The organism is Cutibacterium acnes, assembly GCF_003030305.1.
Lineage (GTDB): Bacteria > Actinomycetota > Actinomycetes > Propionibacteriales > Propionibacteriaceae > Cutibacterium > Cutibacterium acnes.
Map to the genome: position 1 here is coordinate 2,373,627 of NZ_CP023676.1, position 17,707 is coordinate 2,391,333.

Annotated in this window: 15 protein-coding genes; 7 read left to right on the top strand and 8 right to left on the bottom strand. The window is 60.3% G+C overall.

Annotated elements, in window-relative coordinates:
• Nucleotide 1: 1 nt before the first annotated feature.
• Together CPA42_RS11970 and CPA42_RS11975 are read right to left on the bottom strand one after the other, a co-directional pair.
• Nucleotides 2-1,408 (bottom strand): amino acid permease, encoded by a 1,407-nt coding sequence (locus CPA42_RS11970; RefSeq protein WP_002516466.1) that lies wholly within the window; start codon nt 1,406-1,408, stop codon nt 2-4.
• Nucleotides 1,409-1,523: 115 nt separating this feature from the next.
• On the bottom strand, nt 1,524-2,015 hold the full coding sequence (locus tag CPA42_RS11975) for a MarR family winged helix-turn-helix transcriptional regulator (protein WP_002516471.1): 492 nt from the start codon (nt 2,013-2,015) through the stop codon (nt 1,524-1,526).
• Nucleotides 2,016-2,348: 333 nt separating this feature from the next.
• On the opposite strand from CPA42_RS11975, the gene CPA42_RS11980 reads away from it, so the two are divergent.
• Nucleotides 2,349-3,533, top strand: a complete 1,185-nt coding sequence (locus CPA42_RS11980; RefSeq protein WP_002516448.1) for a metallophosphoesterase family protein — start codon at nt 2,349-2,351, stop codon at nt 3,531-3,533.
• Nucleotides 3,530-6,136, top strand: coding sequence for an AAA family ATPase (locus tag CPA42_RS11985; RefSeq protein ID WP_002516447.1), 2,607 nt, complete (start codon nt 3,530-3,532; stop codon nt 6,134-6,136). The genes CPA42_RS11980 and CPA42_RS11985 overlap by 4 nt, the downstream gene beginning before the upstream one ends.
• 59 nt (nt 6,137-6,195) lie before the next feature.
• Here the strand turns inward: CPA42_RS11985 and CPA42_RS11990 are convergent, their stop codons facing one another.
• Nucleotides 6,196-7,542 carry an MATE family efflux transporter gene (locus CPA42_RS11990; protein ID WP_002516439.1) on the bottom strand — a complete coding sequence of 449 codons (1,347 nt, stop codon included), beginning with the start codon at nt 7,540-7,542 and terminating at the stop codon, nt 6,196-6,198.
• The gene (locus CPA42_RS11995) at nt 7,542-8,189 is read right to left on the bottom strand and encodes a TetR/AcrR family transcriptional regulator (protein WP_002516452.1); all 648 of its coding nucleotides are present in this window, start codon (nt 8,187-8,189) and stop codon (nt 7,542-7,544) included. The genes CPA42_RS11990 and CPA42_RS11995 overlap by 1 nt, the downstream gene beginning before the upstream one ends.
• A 136-nt stretch (nt 8,190-8,325) precedes the next feature.
• Here CPA42_RS11995 and CPA42_RS12000 point away from each other — a divergent pair, with 136 nt between their 5' ends.
• Nucleotides 8,326-9,198, top strand: a complete 873-nt coding sequence (locus tag CPA42_RS12000; protein WP_002516435.1) for an aminodeoxychorismate lyase — start codon at nt 8,326-8,328, stop codon at nt 9,196-9,198.
• Complete coding sequence (gene ybaK / locus CPA42_RS12005) at nt 9,198-9,686, top strand: Cys-tRNA(Pro) deacylase (protein WP_002516458.1); 489 nt, start codon at nt 9,198-9,200, stop codon at nt 9,684-9,686. Before CPA42_RS12000 ends, ybaK begins: the two co-directional genes overlap by 1 nt.
• A gap of 12 nt (nt 9,687-9,698) precedes the next feature.
• Here ybaK and CPA42_RS12010 read toward each other — a convergent pair whose 3' ends face one another.
• The 3 genes from CPA42_RS12010 to CPA42_RS13455 are packed head-to-tail and all read right to left on the bottom strand — an operon-like array spanning nt 9,699 to nt 11,454.
• Nucleotides 9,699-10,097, bottom strand: coding sequence for a hypothetical protein (locus CPA42_RS12010; protein WP_002518503.1), 399 nt, complete (start codon nt 10,095-10,097; stop codon nt 9,699-9,701).
• Between the two features lie 29 nt (nt 10,098-10,126).
• A complete protein-coding gene (locus tag CPA42_RS12015) occupies nt 10,127-10,663 on the bottom strand; it encodes a hypothetical protein (protein WP_002516455.1) in 537 nt (178 codons plus the stop codon).
• A complete protein-coding gene (locus tag CPA42_RS13455) occupies nt 10,660-11,454 on the bottom strand; it encodes a L,D-transpeptidase (RefSeq protein ID WP_002516467.1) in 795 nt (264 codons plus the stop codon). The genes CPA42_RS12015 and CPA42_RS13455 overlap by 4 nt, the downstream gene beginning before the upstream one ends.
• 132 nt (nt 11,455-11,586) lie before the next feature.
• Here CPA42_RS13455 and CPA42_RS13335 point away from each other — a divergent pair, with 132 nt between their 5' ends.
• The 3 genes from CPA42_RS13335 (at nt 11,587) to CPA42_RS12040 (ending at nt 16,277) form a co-directional block, all read left to right on the top strand.
• Nucleotides 11,587-11,811 (top strand): hypothetical protein, encoded by a 225-nt coding sequence (locus CPA42_RS13335; protein WP_002522712.1) that lies wholly within the window; start codon nt 11,587-11,589, stop codon nt 11,809-11,811.
• Entirely contained in the window at nt 11,783-13,852 is a 2,070-nt protein-coding gene (locus CPA42_RS12030) for an NAD(+) synthase (protein ID WP_002518505.1), read from the top strand. The genes CPA42_RS13335 and CPA42_RS12030 overlap by 29 nt, the downstream gene beginning before the upstream one ends.
• A 178-nt stretch (nt 13,853-14,030) precedes the next feature.
• Nucleotides 14,031-16,277 carry a 6-phosphofructokinase gene (locus CPA42_RS12040; RefSeq protein WP_002518506.1) on the top strand — a complete coding sequence of 749 codons (2,247 nt, stop codon included), beginning with the start codon at nt 14,031-14,033 and terminating at the stop codon, nt 16,275-16,277.
• A 66-nt stretch (nt 16,278-16,343) separates the two neighbouring features.
• Here CPA42_RS12040 and ald read toward each other — a convergent pair whose 3' ends face one another.
• On the bottom strand, nt 16,344-17,456 hold the full coding sequence (ald, locus tag CPA42_RS12045) for an alanine dehydrogenase (RefSeq protein WP_002518507.1): 1,113 nt from the start codon (nt 17,454-17,456) through the stop codon (nt 16,344-16,346).
• Between the last annotated feature and the right edge of the window lie 251 nt (nt 17,457-17,707).

Here is a 17,707-nt window from a genome sequence, read left to right on the forward strand (position 1 = left end):
TTCAGTCGGTCGTGGGATGGAAGGGGCTGCGTCCGGCGTGATGGGACCATCCCACTCCAATGACATAGAGGATGACGACGAGCGCCCCCGTTGACATCAGTTGAGCTCGTACGTCGGGGGAAAACATGCCCAGTACAACGATGCCAATCAGCAGGATCATTGCTGCCCAGTTCACCACCGGAAACCCTTTCAACCGCATCGGCAGCGGGGCGCCCTCCTTCTCAGCGCGGCGACGCAGCACGTAGTGAGAGCAGATGGTGAAGAAGTAGGTAACGATGATGGTTGAACCGACGATATTAAGCAGAGTACCGAGTACGGCGTCGCCCCATTCGAAAGTAGCCAGCACACAACAGAATCCAAAGGCGACGCTGGCCAGCACCGCAACCGTCGGCACCGAGCGTCCCCTGGTTCGCATGGCGACGCGAGGGGCCATGCCGCGTTCCGCTAAAGAGCCAAGCATCCGGGCAGCCCCATAAAGATTGGCATTGAGGGAACTCAGCAAGGCCAACACAATGACCAAGGTCATGACCTCGGAGGCTGCTGGGATACCGGCCCGGTTAAGGACGGCCACGAAGGGGGAAGCGCCGAGTTCGGGGTCGTCCCAAGGCACCGCGATAACCATGATGGCTACTGAACCCATGTAGAACACCAGGATTCGCCAAACGATGGTGCGCACAGCCCGGGAGACATTGTGGGCAGGGTCTTCGGTCTCGGCGGCCGCCACCGCCATGATCTCGATGCCACCGAAGCTGAAGGCGACCAAAAGCAGGGCTGTCGCCACCCCAGACCACCCATTGGGCAGGAATCCGCCGTGGCCGACGAGGTTGGATGTTCCCGCCGCGGGAGCCGCCAAGACTCCGCAAATAAGCAGCACACCGATGGTAAGGAAGACGACGACGGCGACCACTTTAAGCAGGGCAAACCAGAACTCGAACTCTCCGAATCTGTCGGCTCCCAGCAGGTTGATTGCGGTGAGGACGACCAGGAAGATGAGGGTAAGCAGCCAGACAGGGGCTATTGGCCACATAGCAACAAGGGTCGACGCCGCCGCGATCGCCTCGGCCGCGACGACGACGACTAGTTCGATCCACCAGACCCACCCCATCGCAAAGCCAGCTGCTGAGCCCATGGCTCGGGATGTGTAGACCGAAAACGCCCCGGAGTCGGGATGGGCTGCAACCATCTCGCCGAGCATGTACATGATGGCGATGACGAGTAACCCGGCGACGATATACGCCACCAAGGTTGCTGGTCCAGCTGCAGCCACACCCTTGCCAGACCCTACGAAGAGTCCGGTTCCGATGGCCGAGCCAAGGCTCATCATCACCAGGTGACGACCCTTCATGCGGGGTTTGTCCATAGCGGGTTCGCCGGATTCCGCCGGGATGCCCGTGGCCGCTACTGCCATATGTGCTCCTCATCTGCGTCGGTGGGGCTGATGATAAAGCTGGTACGGTCCCGCGGATGTGACCGTTTCCCTAGGTGGGACAAGACGTGACGTGACACGGCGACGTGAAGTACCTTCAACTGTGGTCTGTGGGGTTGACCTTGCCTTCTTCAGCGAGACTCTGGCAGATTCGCGAGAGAATGGCTTCGAGGTCGTTGAGGTGGCCGCAATCAAGCCCACCAAAAACGACGCGTCGGATCAGAGCAGCGTGGCCCGGGACGGCCTGTTGTAATGCCGCCGTGCCCTGATCAGTGAGGTGAATGATGGCCCCTCTGCCGTCCGAACAGCAGACGCGACGTTCGATGAGGCCTCGCTTCTCCATACGCGTGAGGTGATGGGACAGTCGGGAGCGTTCCCATCCCATGTGCTCTGCAAGGGCCACAACTCTCATGTCGCCGCCGTCGGTCTCAGACAGACGCACAAGCACCTCAAAGTCCTGCACCGACAATTGCGAATCGCGGGACAACTGGCGGTTGAGCACGGCAGGCAAGGTAGTCGATACTTCCAGCCACAAGCGCCATACGCGCTGCTGGTGGTCGTCGAGCCAAACGGCGGAGTCCTCAGTCACCGTGCCTCCTTTGTCGCTGAGTATAAGGGGCGATAAGCACATCTTCTGTCACCGAAGCACTTTCTTTGTTGACACGTCCAACGTCTCCGTTGAGGTGACTGCCTAGACCGCGTCCCTGACCCCCTAACGCCGATCGCGACGCCCACGTGAAGTCCGCTAACTTCCTCGACGTCGAGACGCCCGACGACGACCTTCCGCTCCACCTCCGCCGCTACCAGCGCTATCAAGCAGAACTGAGCGTCGGATTATCGCTAAGACTGGCCCTGACAAGCCAGAACATTACCGGAACACGCGTACACAAATAGTATCGGAGCCATTTCCTATCATGCTGCCATGACGAGATTTCTCCACACCTCAGATTGGCAACTGGGGATGACTCGGCACTACCTGTCGAAGCGCGGCGACGACGACCCACAGGCACGGTTTACTGCCGATCGAATCGAGACGGTACGCAGGCTAGGCGACGTTGCCCGGCAAGAGGGCTGCGAGTTTGTCGTCGTCGCCGGAGATGTCTTCGAAACCCACAATGTCTCCACTCAGATCATTGCCCGCGCGTGTGAGGCGATAGCCTCCATTGATCTCCCCGTGTACCTGCTGCCCGGAAATCACGACAGCTTAGAGCCGGGGTGTCTCTGGGATGGGCCAGAATTCGCACAGCGCTGCCCGAGCAACGTCCAGGTGCTACGAGACCACGCAGAGACCCAGATCGCTGACGGCAACGGGGTCGTCATCGCTACGATCGTTGCCTCTCCGCTGACGACCCGCCACCCGTCAACTGACCCCCTCGCCGACCTTGTGAAGAACCTGGAGCCCGCCCAGACACCACGCATCCTGGTCGGCCATGGCCAGCTTGAGGGGCTATCGGGGGATGCTCGTGAAGCCCTCATCTCGCGAGCTCCTCTCGAGGACGCGATTGCCCGAGGTGCGCTGAGCTACGTCGCTTTGGGCGATCGTCATATCGCGTGGCCGACCAACGATAACCGCGCCGCCATCCGGTACAGCGGAACCCAGGAGACAACGAGCTTCAACGAGGAGAGCGTCGGCACTGCGGTAATCGTCGACCTCGGTGATCCTCTTACCTGCCAGACGATCAATGTTGGCACGTGGCTGCATGCCCGAGTGAGTCAGGAGGTAGCCAGCGAGGCAGATCTACAGGCTCTGCGCGATAGGTTCGACTCCTTCAACCGCCGAGATCGCACCATCATCCGCTACGACCTTCACGGACAGGTCACTATCTCTCAGAAGGCAAAGCTCGACGAGATCATCGCTGATTATGAAACTGTCTTCGCAAGCCTCGAACCGAGTGAAACCCGCCATGACCTCACCGTGGTGGGAGACGATATCAGCCTGACTGAGGCTGATGTGCCCGGTTGGGTACGAGATGCTGCCGAAGAATTGTCGGACATGTGCGCCACCAATGAAGACGCCGTCGCTGCGCTCACCCTGCTGCACCGTCTCGTCAGCGCTGAAGGAGCCAGTATCGCATCTACTGCACACACTGCGGAGGTGTCACGATGAAGCTGCACCGCATCCACGTCGAAAATTTCAAAGCGATTGACGAACGCACCCTCGAGTTGCCCGATTGTGGGGTTGTCATTGCAACCGGACGCAACGAGATCGGCAAGACCTCCATGGTGGAAGCCCTCGACCTGCTGCTCGATACCAGCACCAAAGCCTCATCGAAGTCTCGCAAAGTCCGAATCGCTCAGCCCTATGGCACATCTCTGCAGGTGGTCATCGAAGCTGAGATGACGATCGGCGATCACCGCTTCGTTCATCGCAAGTGCTTTCTCAAAGACAAGGAATCTTCACTGAAGTTCCTTGCCGGGCCTCGTGCTGGCCAGACCATCACTGGCGACGAGGCTGTCGAGATGATGGAAACTCTGTTGTCCGGCACAGATATGACTCTGTGGAACGCGCTGCGTCTCATGCAGGCCAGCGGACTATCTCCGTTGCGGCTGGATTCTTCCCAGGCCCTTACCGCTGCCTTAGAACAAGCTGGCGGGCAGCAACCTGACGAGGGTTCCGGAGGCGGACTCATGGATCGGGCTCGAGCGGAATATGACAAGTACTTCACGCCCGGGGGATCAGAGCGTCGCAACGTCTTCGCAGATCGCGACGAGCTCGAGGAGATCCGCAGCAACCTTGCTAAAGGACAAGAGAGGCTCGCAGAGGTCGACGAAGTCGTCGACTCCCTCAGCAGAATCAACGAACAAATCAGCCACGATCAGACCGTGGTGGCATCCAAAAAGACCGACTGCCAGAAAGCTGAGGCTGCCCTTGCGAGCCTCACCGAACTCGAGAAGGAGGTCGAGACCACCAAACGTACTGCCAAGGAAGCAGCGCAGCGTCATGCCGAGGCCAAGAGGGCCCACGACATGAGGGCCAAGCTCATCGACGATCTCGCGACGGCCCAGGACAAATATGAACACTGCCAGCGCGTGGCCGCAGAACTATCGGAGCTGGGCCGAAGCGTCGCCGAGGAACGCGAGGAAGCCAAGACAGCTTTCGATGAGGCTCAGAGGAAAGTTACCCAGGCCGAGGAGGCCGAAACCCAGGCTCGGCAGACCCTTACAACAGCGCGTGTTGGTGAAGAATCGACCAAGGCTCGGCAACAGCTCGACCGGATCAATGAGCTCAAGACGCGCATAACGGCTGAACAGCAACGCCTCGACACCGAGAAAGTGACCGGCAAGGCACTATCCGCGCTAAGGGAAGCCGTCAAGGCCGACGACCTTGCCCGCGATAAGGCATTGATGGCTAGCCCCCAGTTAGCCATCGAACACCTCGCCGACGGGGTTTCGCTACGCATTGACGGCGCCGACCTCGATGTACCGATCGGTACGACGAATCAGCGCCGGGTACATGGCGAGCTCGTCATGGAGATGGGTGAGGCTTGGCGAGTGCGAATCTCCCCCACTTCTGAGGTCATGACCTTAGGGAACGATGCCGAGAAGGCCCACCAAACCGTGGTGTCACAACTCGAGGACTTAGGTGTGGCGAGTCTGGAGCAGGCAGAGTCTCGTCTAGCTGAACGCAGGGTCATGGAGACCCACATCTCTTCCTGGCGGGAACACCTCGAGGAAGAGCAGGGCGAAGTCACCATCCAAGAGCTTGAAGCCATGGCTGAGCGCACTACCGAAACCGTCAGCATCACGGCCGCCGAGGCTCAGAAGCTGGAAGAAGAGGCTGTCGCCGCAGCGAATGAAGCGCGTACCGCCCAACGTCAGGCTGACAACCGGTTAAGAACGGTGGAAGAGCGCCACGTCGAGGCTCATGAGAAGGTCTTCCGGGCAAATATCGACGCTGAAAAAACCGCCGAAACGGTCACCAGGCTTTCTACCGAACTGACGGCTGCACGCAAAATCACCAGCGATGAGGCCCTCACCGAGACGCTCACAACCGCCCAGGAGCAGGCTCGACTCACACAGGCCGAGGCCGACCGCGCCCAGGCCGCGCTAGCGGAACGCAACCCCGAGCAGGTCCACACCGAAGCTGAAGGAACACGGGTGGCACTGACGACCGCAAGGGACCGCCTCGAGAACAACATCCGTCGTCGGGCAGAACTCAACGGACAGCTGCAGGGGCTTGGCCGCCAGCAGCGTCAGACCGAGGTCGACTCCCTCACCATCAAGGAACACCAACTGGCTCGACGAGTGACTGGATTGGAGCAGCGTGCACGGTCAGCCAAGTTGCTGTACCAGACTCTGGCAGCCCACCTGGAACACGTGCGACAGTCTTACGTGGCACCTTTCACCACCCAAATCGACCGGATTGGACGCGGGGTCTTCGGCCAGGAGCTTCACGTCGAGATCGACTCCACCTTGTCGGTCGTGGCACGTCAGCTTAATGGCTCCCGGCTGGAATGGGACCAGCTGTCGTCAGGGGCCCGCGAACAGTTGGGACTGATCGTCCGGCTGGCCGCCGCTCGGCTCATTGACCCCGACGATGGAGTGCCGGTGATCCTCGACGACGCCCTGGTCTACTCCGATCCTGTGAGGGTCAGGCACGTCCTCGCCGAGATAGCCCAAAGTGCTCAGACTAGCCAGATCGTGGTGTTTACTAGCGCCCCAGAGAGGTACGACTCCGTACCCGGAGCGCAGCGCGTGGACTTCGAGTGACTTTGGGATGGCCCGTCGACCACAGGCCGCTAACCCTCCTTCAAGCTCCCAAAACCCGCTCAGGCGCCCGTCCTCATCCAGGCGTCTCCGCGCGCACGCCATGCCAGGATTGCACACCGCACGATCATGAACCCGCTGAAGGCAACCCACAGCCACACCACTGCAGCGGCCGGGTCTGACGGCGCCAAGAGGTGCACAGCCCAGGCCATCGGTAGATACACCAGGAGCATGACAACCTGAGCACCCGACAACCATCGGCCGTCGCCAGCCCCAATGAGCACCCCATCGAGGACGAAAGCCGGGCCAGCAACGATCTGCTGAGCTGCCACGACAAGCAAACCAGCAGCGACCGCTCGGTGTACGGCGGGGTCGTCGGTGTACAGGGCAGGAACCACCTGATGAAAAGCCGCCAGCACGATGCCAATAACAACGCCCGCCACAAGCCCCCATCGCGTCATCGTGGCCGTCAGTGACCGGGTACGACGGACGTCACCAGCTCCCAGGCTCGCCCCGGTGAGGGCCTGGCCGGCAATACCCAGGGCGTCCATGGCCATGAGTAGCAAGTTCCACATCGTCATCGTCACCTGATATGACGCCATGGTGATCGCTCCAGACCGCGCGGCGACCCAGGTTGTCACGTAGAGAGCGGCACGCAACGCCAGGGTTCGAATGAGCAACGGGATACCATCACGCAAACTTGAAGCAATGCCGCTCAGGTGCGGCACCAAACTTAAGTCGAGGCCGCGAGTTCGTATCCGCAGCACCCACACCAGAGCCACCGCCATGGCTATCTGGCAGACGAGGGTGCCTATGGCGGACCCCTGGATGCCCCAACCCATACCAAGCACGAACCACAGATTGAGCACCAAGTTCGCACTAAAGGTGACGACCGTCACAACTAAGGGCGTGCGAGTGTCTTGAAACCCACGCAACACTCCTGTGATCGCCATGGTGGCGAGCATCGCGGGCACCCCAAATCCAGTGATGCGCAAATAGCGTCCCGCCTGTTCCGCAACCGCGCCGCTAGCTCCAAACCAACCAGCCACCGTCGTCGGAATAGCCACCAGCATGATCGCCACAAGTAGGCCAATGATGACAGACAGCCACAAGCCATCCACACCAGCCTGGGCAGCTCCCTGACGGTCCCCCGCCCCCATTCGACGTGACGATGTTGCCGTCGTCGCGTAGGCAAGGAAAACAAAAAGCCCTGTGAAGGTCGTCAAGGCCGCCGAAGCCACACCCAGGCCTGCCAACTCGGCGGTGCCCAGATGCCCGACCACTGCGGAGTCTGCAACGAGGAACAGCGGCTCAGCAATCAGGGACAAGAAAGCAGGCACTGCCAGATTCAGAATCTGACGGTATCCGGCCCCAACCTCGGAGCCCGGATCGCGACTCCCTCGAACCATCAAGCTCGTGCTATCGCACCGCGCAGGGACGCACGAATGACATCGAGAACCCGGTCAGCCCACTCCGGAGTTTTCTCACCACGCAGGGGACCAGAAGTCGACAGCGACGCAAAACCGTGAAGCACGGACCACAGAAGAATGACGAGGCTCCGGACGTCAACCCGGTCAGAAAGCGTGACCTCTCGATCTGAAAGGACATCTTGGATTACCGAATCGGGCAGATTCGGTGCTTTCGACCGGTCCACGTTAAGAGCGTCAAGCCCCGTATCCGAAATGCGATACGCCACGTCGAAGAGCCCCGGCTCAGTCAGAGCGAAATCAAGATATGCACGGCAGGCAGCCACGAGTTGGGAAACTGCCACGCTCTCATCGTCGATGGGCTGGGCCTCAGCCACCGCTTCACGCATGACGACACCGATCTGGTCGGCAGCCGCCAGACCCACCTCATCAAGAAGGGCCTCGCGATTCGCGAAGTGACGGTACGCGGCGTTAGGTGATACTCCTGCGCGGCGAGTAGCCTCACGCAGCACAACAGCCTCGGTGCCACCGCTGCGAGCCATCTCCAGACCCTTCTTTACGAGGACTTCGTGAAGATGACCATGATGGTACGTCTGACGTGGTTGCGACGAGTGATGCGTCTCCGTCATTAATGATCCCCCGGTCCGTTAGTAGCATGGTGTCAACCTGACTGGCTGAACGCTGACGCCCAACAATACGTGACATCTGTGGCCCCGGCTGACAGCCCCTATGACCACTCAACCATCACTCAACTAGGCTGAACGCATGAATTCAAGTGTTCCATACTTGCTAGCCATCCTCGGTAAAGGGGTCGTGTCACCATCCACGATGGTGTGCCATGCAGACGATCTCGGGCTGGTGCGTGGGGATGGCGTCTTCGACACAACTCGTATCGTGACCGCGCAGGATGGAACATCGCGAATCGACCACCTCGACGAGCACCTGTCCCGGTTCGCCCGCTCTATCGCTGGAGTGAACGGCCCCACCCCCGATTTGGACTCCTGGAACCACCTCATCGAAGAAGCGGCACGCACCTGGCGTATCCCCGGCGAAGCTGCCCTCAAACTCGTCTACACCAATGGTCGTCAGGTCGTCCCCGGACCGCCTCGAGGTTTTCTCATCATCTCTCCCCTTTCCGAAACTGCAATCGAAGAACGGGAGGGAATCGACGCGCTGTGTCTATCCCGTGGGGTCACTAGCGACGCCTTCGCCGATGCTCCCTGGCTCCTCGGTGGGGTCAAGACCCTGTCCTATGCCGTCAACGTCGCAGCTCTGCGCTATGCCCGATCCCAGGGCGCCGACGACGCCATCTTCACCTCTACCGACGGTTACCTGCTCGAAGGACCAACCTCTGGGTTAGTCATCGCGGCTGACGACGGACTGTGGACAACCCCCACCGGTCCCACCGGCATCCTGAACTCCATTACCGTCAGTACCGTCTTCGAGGCCGCTGGTGAAGACGGGGTCCAGACATCTACCCGGCTCATGAAACACGGTGAGGTGTTGCGTGCCCAGGGGGCTTGGTTGTTGTCATCGGTGCGTGGCGTCGCCCCCATCCTCAGTATTGACGGCCACCCAGTTCCCCAAGACGAGGACATGACCCACCGGTTGCGGACTTGGGCGGGATTTGAGAACTGATGCCTGCGTCTGACTCTGCATCTGCGGCAACCAAAGCCCTTGCCAAGGCCAAGATCCCGCATGTCCTGCACAGCTACGACCACGATCCGTCCAACCATCATTTCGGCGATGAAGGGGCCGCGAAGCTTGGGTTCGACCCATCCATCATGCTCAAAACCCTGGTCGTCGAGTTGGTCCCCTCGGGCAAGCTTGCCGTCGCCGTCGTTCCGGTGAGCCGCCAGCTTGATCTTAAGGCTTTTGCCTCAGCCGTAGGTGCGAAAAAAGTCGCTATGGCTGACCCAGCGGCAGCAGAGCGCGCCACGGGGTACATCGTCGGGGGAATTTCTCCCTTGGGGCAGAAAAAGCGGCTACCCATCTGCATCGACGAGTCGGTGCTAGGGCAGCCGCGGGTGCTGGTTTCAGGCGGGCGTCGAGGTCTGTCGGTGGAATTGTCACCATCGAACCTGGTGACTGTCACCGGAGCGGTGACGGCAAAAATCTCCTGCTAACGCCAACCCCGGTCACTTACTGGAGTTCTTGCCGATCGACTGCGGTAGGACGAGCAGCCCGATCACAATGACGACACCAAGTACCACGTGAATCCACTTGATGGCGCCACCACTGCTCAGCTCACCGAGGACATACTGAACAAGGATTAGCACCGCCATACCGACGGCGTGACCGACGACCGCCGACGATCCACCACGGCGCTTCCACATGACGGCCAAAACGGCCGCGACGATAGCCGCCAGCAGGGTCACAATGCCGAAGCCCATGTGCACGTCGCCGAGACCGTGAACTCCGGAAAGCATGAAACAGGCCAAAACAGCCTGGACAATCACGGCCCCAACGGCAACCCAGGCGGAAATTGTGAGAGCCTTAGGAGCAGAGGGGATAGTCGAGGTGTGCTGCTGTGTCATGAGCCACACTCTAGGCCAGGGCTACAGCTTTATCGTGAACTTCGCCCCACCATCACCCATGGCCCCCACCAGCATCCCAATGCACTGGCTGTCACAACGGCTGGCCATGAGACCTCCACCACCGCAGACAAGTCCAAGATGAGGGCATAGAGACCAGCTGCTCCAACTAGAACCGTCACTGCCCCGACGACCCCACCAGCGATGCGTTGGCTCCTCCGCCGGACGAGGCGTCCGCCCAACAGAGCCGCCATGAGGACGACCGGGATGATGAGAATTACCGTTACTCCCATAGCGTAAAGCAGCCCGATCAAAAGGCAGCCAAACCATCCTTGTACCGGCATGCCCGCCCTGGTGCCGTCAGCTCCAGGGCTCGTCGCCCAGATCGCCAAAGTCAGCCCCCACACCAGTCCAGTTATGGCCATAGCAGTGGTGAACACACCAGCCGACCTACCTACCCGCGCTGACTCAGTGGTAGCACCCAAAATGTCCGAGTTGCGCTGATCGACGTTGTGACCTAGTCGCGCCCTCACATCGATGATGTTCTCCTCGCTGCGTCGACGGCTCACCGCACTTTCACCTTTGTGCCCTCATGAGCAAATCTGTAGAGGGCCTCAGAATCTTTGGGGGCCAGCCGAGCACAGCCGTGACTTGAATATCCGGGCAATCCCAAGGTGTAGACAGGCTGGGCAGGTTTCTTGGTCTTTTCGTCCCAGGGAATCTGGTGGAAACCGATAGTTCCCGTCGCGCCGGGGCGTTGATAAAAAGACAGGAAATTAGGTATATACCAGCGGATGCCATCCTCAGTAAAAGCCGCGTGCCGCGTCTTGTATTGAATCTTGTAGTTCCCAACAGGGGTCTTCCACGGCTCAGCAGTAGTGAGCATGACCCGTTTCACTAGACCGTGAGCTACGAGGTAAACGCGATTCTCCGCTTTGATCCACAGGACGTAGCTGCCAGGTCCAGCTGAGGATTTCGCACCGACGGTAAGAGATGCTGCCGGTGGGGTTGGGGTAGGAGTCACCGGGGCTGAGTCGTCAGCCTTCGGGCCCGTAGAATCTTCGGGATCATTGACGCCCTCATTGCTTGACGGCCCATCTGGATCCGGTTGTTTATGCGCAGCCTTAGCGGCCGATTTCGGGGACGCCGTAGGGCACGTCACCGGATATTGCTGACGGGAACGCATATCGCCCGCACCAGGGACGAAGTCGATACATGGCTCTGAGGCAGCGGGCATTGACGATCCGCAGCCAGCAACTAAGCAGACCATTGTCACTAGGGCAACAAGAAAACCGCCGCCACGCCACGGGCCTGAGCCGACGCGCGGTTCCGGGTTCGAGGTACGTCCGGGGGCATGCATCGGGTTAAGTTTAGAGGCCCCACCGTAACCGTACGAATACAACGTCGGTAGCAGAACTGCGAAACTCCCCTCAAAGCCCGACGACTCATGCCTCGGGAGAGACGTGTAGGGGCCGACAGGGAGGAGAGAACCATGCCGGGGGCACTTGTTATTGGGGAGTCATTGATTGATGTTGTCAATGATGGGGCGCAAGGGGTGAGCATCCTGGGGGTCCCCGATGAATGTCGCGATTACCGTCTCCCGCACCGGCGCGAACCCACCGCGCACCGCCGAATTAGGGTGACCGAAGATTCCTCACCCCCGCGTCAATGTCTGCGAGACTGGCATCATGAAGGGGAACTTCCACTCGACCTATGACCAAGGATTTGCGCGAGTCGCCGCCTGCACCACGACGGTGCATATCGGTGACCCCGCCTCGAACGTGGCGGGGATTCTCGACACCTGTCGGGAACTCAGCTCCCGAAGCGTCGCGATCGCCGTGTTCCCCGAGTTATGTCTGACGGGCTACGCCATCGACGACCTGCTGCTTCAAGACGTCGTGCTTGACGCCGTACTCGACGCCATCGAGACTGTGCGCCAAGCTTCCCGTAGCCTCTTCCCGGTCATCATCGTCGGGGCGCCGTTGCAGCGTGGCAACCGGCTTTACAACTGTGCGGTCGTGATCCACCGCGGGCAAGTCCTCGGTGTGGTGCCAAAGAGTCACCTCCCCAACTATCGGGAGTTCTACGAAAAACGTCATTTCGCCGTCGGCACGGGCACTACCGGGATGATTGACCTATCGGGGCGACAAAAATCTCACGCGGCTTCTACTGAGATCCCCTTCGGACCCGACCAGCTCTTCCGAGCCACCGATCTGCCTGACCTCACCTTCCATGTAGAGGTGTGCGAGGACCTCTGGGTGCCAGTCGCCCCGTCCTCCCAGGCCGCTCTGGCCGGGGCCGTCGTGGAGGTAAATCTCTCGGGCTCCCCCATCACCGTCGGAAAATCCCGCCAGCGCCACGAGCTGTGCAAAGTCACGTCTTCGCGCAACCTGCAGGCCTACGTCTATGCGGCCGCCGGTCCCGGAGAATCCAGCACAGATCTGTCCTGGGACGGCCAAACAATGATCTACGAAAACGGTTCCCTCCTTGCCGCCACCGACAGATTCTCCCCCGAACCGGGCTACTGCCTCGCCGATATCGACCTCGACCTGCTGCGGCAGGAGCGGTTGCGTCAGGGGTCCTTCGACGACAACGCCCTCGCCCAGCCCGCTCAAGCTCCATGGCGCACCACCATCTTCACTCTTGACCCGCCCCACGACGACATCGGCCTGGAACGCCCCGTTAATCGCTTCCCCTTCGTCCCCAACGACCCTGACCAGCTCGCCCAAGATTGCTACGAGGCCTACAACATCCAGGTCTACGGACTGCGTCGTCGACTCGAGTCAATGGGATCACCGAAAATCGTCATTGGGGTTTCCGGCGGTCTCGACTCCACCCACGCCCTGCTCGTCGCCGCCAAAGCCATGGACCAGATGGGCCGGCCGCGCACCGACATCCTTGCTTTCACAATGCCGGGGTTCGCTACCACCGACCACACCAAAAACAACGCCCTAGATATGTGTCGCGCCCTCGGCATTCCGTGCGAAGTGTTGGACATCCGGCCGGCTGCCACCCAGATGCTCAAGGGAATGAGCCATCCCGCCGGTGACGGCGCCGAAGTATACGACGTCACCTTCGAGAACGTCCAGGCGGGGCTGCGCTACGACTACCTCTTCCGGATAGCCAACCAGCGCGGCGGCATCGTGCTGGGCACCGGTGATTTGTCGGAACTAGCACTGGGCTGGTGCACCTTCGGGGTCGGCGATCAGATGAGCCACTACGGGGTCAATACCGGGGTACCCAAGACCCTCATTCAGCACCTCATTCGGTGGTGCATTTCGTCGGGCCAGTTCAACGAGGCCACTAATGTGGTGCTCGAGTCGGTGCTGGGAACAGAAATCTCCCCCGAGCTCGTCCCCGCTCGTCCCGGCGAGAAGATCCAGTCCACTCAAGCGAAGATAGGTCCCTACGAGCTGCAGGACTTCACCCTGTACCACCTGCTGCGCCACGGGATGCGCCCCAGCCGGATCATTTTCCTGTCCCACCATGCCTGGCGGGATGCATCGGTAGGCTCCTGGTCTCCCGGGTTCCGTGACGAGGACCGACACTCCTATGACCTGTCAGCAATCAAGGACTGGACGCGGCTGTTTCTGCGCCGGTTCGTCGGAAATCAGTTCAAGAGGTCGACTCTTCCCAACGGTCCCAAGGTCGTCGCAGGAGGTTCACTGAGTCCGCGCGGTGACTGGCGGATGCCCTCGGATGCCGTCGTCCGGGCCTGGCTTGACGACCTTGAGACAGTTCCCGACGAGCGGTTCTAAACCGTCACGGTCTGTTCGTTACGGTCTGCGCCCGGGGGATAATCCTCGCCCCGAGCCCCAGTTTTGGGCGCCTTCTGCGACCGGTGACGAAAAATCCCAGCAGCCAGGACGAGCAGTCACAATTCACCTGATACCCACCCGCGCGCGGCAATATTGATCTGTGCATGTTGATGACGAGATGAGGCTCACCCCCACTCTCCCCGACGGTCATGGTCTGCGCATTGGCATCCTGACCAGCGGTGGCGACGCTCAGGGCATGAACGCTGCTGTGCGGGCTGTGGTGCGCTCTGCGCTAAGTGTGGGAGCCGAGGTCTATGCGATATACGAGGGCTACCAGGGAATGATCGATGGTGGCGATGGCATCCGTAGGTTCGGGTGGGACGACGTCGGCTCGATCCTCAACCGTGGCGGCACCGTGATCGGAACCTTCCGTTGCAAGGGGATGCGCGAACGTCCGGGGCGCCTGAAGGCTGTCAGAAATCTCCTCGAACACGGGATCGATCGTCTCGTCGTCATCGGCGGTGACGGTTCGCTCACCGGCCTGGATGTGCTGCGCACCGAATGGACAGACCTGGTCGCTGAACTCGTCGACACCGGCCAGGTGAGCGCCGAGGTAGCCCGGGAACACCCCGCCCTCATGATCGCCGGGCTCGTCGGATCCATCGACAATGACCTCGTCGGATCCGATATGACCATCGGTGCCGATACTGCTCTGCACCGTATTGTCGATGCCATCGACGACCTCGCCTCCACCGCGGCCAGCCACCAGCGATCCTTCGTCGTTGAGGTGATGGGCCGCCACTGCGGCTATCTCGCCCTTATGGCAGCAGTTGCCGGCGGAGCTGACTATGTTCTTATTCCGGAACAGCCGCCCGAGGACGGTTGGGAGGACCGCATGTGCGCCGAGCTCAAACGTGGCCGTCAGGCGGGCCGACGCGACTCGATCGTCGTAGTCGCGGAGGGCGCCACCGATCGTTCCGGGAACCGGATCTCCTCGGAGTACGTCCGCCAGGTGCTTGAGGACAAACTCGGTGAGGACGCCCGGGTTACCATCCTGGGCCACGTCCAGCGCGGCGGACGACCGTCAGCCTATGACCGCTGGGCGTCGACCTGGTTGGGTTATCATGCGGTTCACGAGGTGCTCTCGACCACTCCAGAGGCCGAGGGGCGCGTTATCGGCACTGGGTCCAACCGCATACATCGCCTCCCCCTGGTCAAGGCCGTCGCTGACACGAAGTCGGTGCCCGGTCTCATTACGGAGGGCCGTTACAACGAGGCCATGCGGATGAGGGGACGTTCCTTTGTCGAGATGGACGCGATCTTCACCGAACTCAGTGAACCAGCTCGTACCACTTCCGACACCGCTGGTGACGCCGACCGCAAGCGCGTCGCGATCATGCACGCTGGCGGTCCGGCCCCGGGCATGAATACTGCTGCCCGTGCTGCAGTGCGACTGGCGATTTCCCGCGGTCATACCGTTGTGGGAATCCATAACGGGTTCATCGGACTAGCGACCGGGGACATGTCGGAATTGGCCTGGAGCGACGTCGAGGGCTGGGCCGGGGAAGGCGGCGCTGAGCTGGGTACCCGCCGCGAGATCCCTAGCACTCGCGACCTTTATGCTGTCAGCCGCGCTCTGGAGGATCATCACATCGACGCGTTGCTCGTCATTGGTGGCTACTCGGCCTACGAAGGTATCTACACCATGATGACTGAGCGGGACCGGTACCCGGCTTTCCGTATTCCGACGGTGTGCATTCCGGCTTCGATCGACAACAACCTCCCCGGTTCGGAACTGTCCATCGGCACCGACACCGCTCTCAACGTCATTGTCGAGGCGATGGACAAGATTAAAGAGTCGGGTATCGCGTCCAGACGCTGCTTCGTCGTCGAGACGATGGGTCGTGACTGCGGATACCTCGCGCTGATGTCGGGTATCGCAGCTGGCGCTGAGCGGATCTATACCAACGAGGACGGTATCTCCCTGGACGATCTAGCCAACGACGTCCATTGGTTGCGGGAGTCATTCGCCCACGGACGACGACTTTTCCTTGCCGTGCGCAACGAGAACGCATCGCACAATTACACCACCGACTTCATCGCGCGGCTGCTGGAGGAGGAATCACACGGCATGTATGACGTACGCCAGGTGGTACTAGGGCATATGCAGCAAGGCGGCTCACCCTCACCTTTCGACCGCTTGCTCGCCAACCGACTCGGGTATCGCGCTCTCAATCTCATTGACGACGAGTTGGCGGCGCATCAGGACGGTTCATGGTTCATTGGCGTCAACGAGTCGGGCATGCGGCCCTGTTCGATGGACACCATGCCCTCTCTCATTGACGCCGCTCATCGTCGTCCCCGCGAACAGTGGTGGCTGCAACTGAGGACTATTGCCAGGATGGTCTCGGACGAGGTGCGGTAAGTCGCGACGACCTCTCGCGAACTCTAGGTAGGTGGGGGTGGTGTGGTTTCACCCCCACCACCAACCTCACAACACCTCAGACACAGGCACACACTCAATACCCAACGCCTCACCCACCGGCGCACTCACCAACTTCCCACCACAAGTCGCCAAACCACGCCGCAAATCATCACGCGACCCACACGCACCCCTCCAACCCTCATCAGCCAACAACAACACATACCGCATCGTCGCATTCGTCAACGCATACGTCGACGTATGCGGCACGGCACCCGGCATATTCGCCACACAATAAAACACCGAACCCCCCACCACAAACGTCGGATCCGCATGCGTCGTCGGATGAGAATCCTCAAAACACCCACCCTGATCCACCGCAACATCCACCAACACCGACCCCGGCACCATCCCCAACACCATCTCATGATCCACCAAATGCGGAGTCCGAGCACCAGGCACCAACACCGACCCAATCACTACATCAGACTCACCACACGCCTCCCGAACCGCCAACGGACTCGAAAACCGCGTACCAATACGCCCACCCCACACCTCATCGATATAACGCATCCGCGCCACATCCACATCAAACACCGTCACATCAGCACCCATACCCGCAGCCACACGAGCCGCACACAACCCAGCCACACCACCACCAAGCACACTCACCCGACCACGACGCACACCCGAACCACCACCAAACAACACACCACGACCCCCAGCAGACTGCAACAAACAATTCGCACCCACCTGAGCAGCCAACCGACCCGCAATCTCCGACATCGGAGACAACAACGGCAACGAATGATCAGCCAACTCCACCGTCTCATACGCAATCGACGTCACCCCACGCCCCAAAAGCTCACGAGTCAACGCCTCATCAGCAGCCAAATGAAGATACGTAAAAAGAACCAAACCCTCATGCAACCGCCCATACTCCTCCGCAACAGGCTCCTTCACCTTCAACACCAAATCAGCATCACCCCACACCGACTCCACATCACCCACAACCCGCGCACCAGCACCCACAAAATCCGAATCCGGAATACCCGAACCCACACCAGCACCAGCCTGAACCAACACCTCATGACCACGACCAACCAACGCATGAACACCCGCCGGCGTCACAGCCACACGAAACTCACTATTCTTAACCTCAGTAGGAACACCAACACGCATCACACACACTCCTTACAACAACACCCGCCAACAACAACGTCGGGGGGACCAGCATCGATGCTGATCCACAATCGATCTTACGCGTCGCCCTATGCCATTGTCTCGGTTATCCCATCACCAGTGACAGAGACTTATCCCTCATCCCACGTATTGTGATACCTGCCACATCCGAACATCTTTTTATCGACTACCGGCCCCAGTGAACCTATGCAACGTCTAAACTTGTATTGGTTTTTTGTTCCGCAATGATG

What these genes read in the sequence shown, in the direction of transcription:
- CPA42_RS11970 (WP_002516466.1), bottom strand. Translation starts at nt 1,408, where the DNA reads ATGGCAGTAGCGGCCACGGGCATCCCGGCGGAATCCGGCGAACCCGCT.
- CPA42_RS11980 (WP_002516448.1), top strand. Translation starts at nt 2,349, where the DNA reads ATGACGAGATTTCTCCACACCTCAGATTGGCAACTGGGGATGACTCGG.
- CPA42_RS11985 (WP_002516447.1), top strand. Translation starts at nt 3,530, where the DNA reads ATGAAGCTGCACCGCATCCACGTCGAAAATTTCAAAGCGATTGACGAA.
- CPA42_RS11990 (WP_002516439.1), bottom strand. Translation starts at nt 7,542, where the DNA reads ATGGTTCGAGGGAGTCGCGATCCGGGCTCCGAGGTTGGGGCCGGATAC.
- CPA42_RS11995 (WP_002516452.1), bottom strand. Translation starts at nt 8,189, where the DNA reads ATGACGGAGACGCATCACTCGTCGCAACCACGTCAGACGTACCATCAT.
- CPA42_RS12000 (WP_002516435.1), top strand. Translation starts at nt 8,326, where the DNA reads ATGAATTCAAGTGTTCCATACTTGCTAGCCATCCTCGGTAAAGGGGTC.
- ybaK (WP_002516458.1), top strand. Translation starts at nt 9,198, where the DNA reads ATGCCTGCGTCTGACTCTGCATCTGCGGCAACCAAAGCCCTTGCCAAG.
- CPA42_RS12010 (WP_002518503.1), bottom strand. Translation starts at nt 10,097, where the DNA reads ATGACACAGCAGCACACCTCGACTATCCCCTCTGCTCCTAAGGCTCTC.
- CPA42_RS13455 (WP_002516467.1), bottom strand. Translation starts at nt 11,454, where the DNA reads ATGCATGCCCCCGGACGTACCTCGAACCCGGAACCGCGCGTCGGCTCA.
- CPA42_RS13335 (WP_002522712.1), top strand. Translation starts at nt 11,587, where the DNA reads ATGCCGGGGGCACTTGTTATTGGGGAGTCATTGATTGATGTTGTCAAT.
- CPA42_RS12030 (WP_002518505.1), top strand. Translation starts at nt 11,783, where the DNA reads ATGAAGGGGAACTTCCACTCGACCTATGACCAAGGATTTGCGCGAGTC.
- CPA42_RS12040 (WP_002518506.1), top strand. Translation starts at nt 14,031, where the DNA reads ATGAGGCTCACCCCCACTCTCCCCGACGGTCATGGTCTGCGCATTGGC.
- ald (WP_002518507.1), bottom strand. Translation starts at nt 17,456, where the DNA reads ATGCGTGTTGGTGTTCCTACTGAGGTTAAGAATAGTGAGTTTCGTGTG.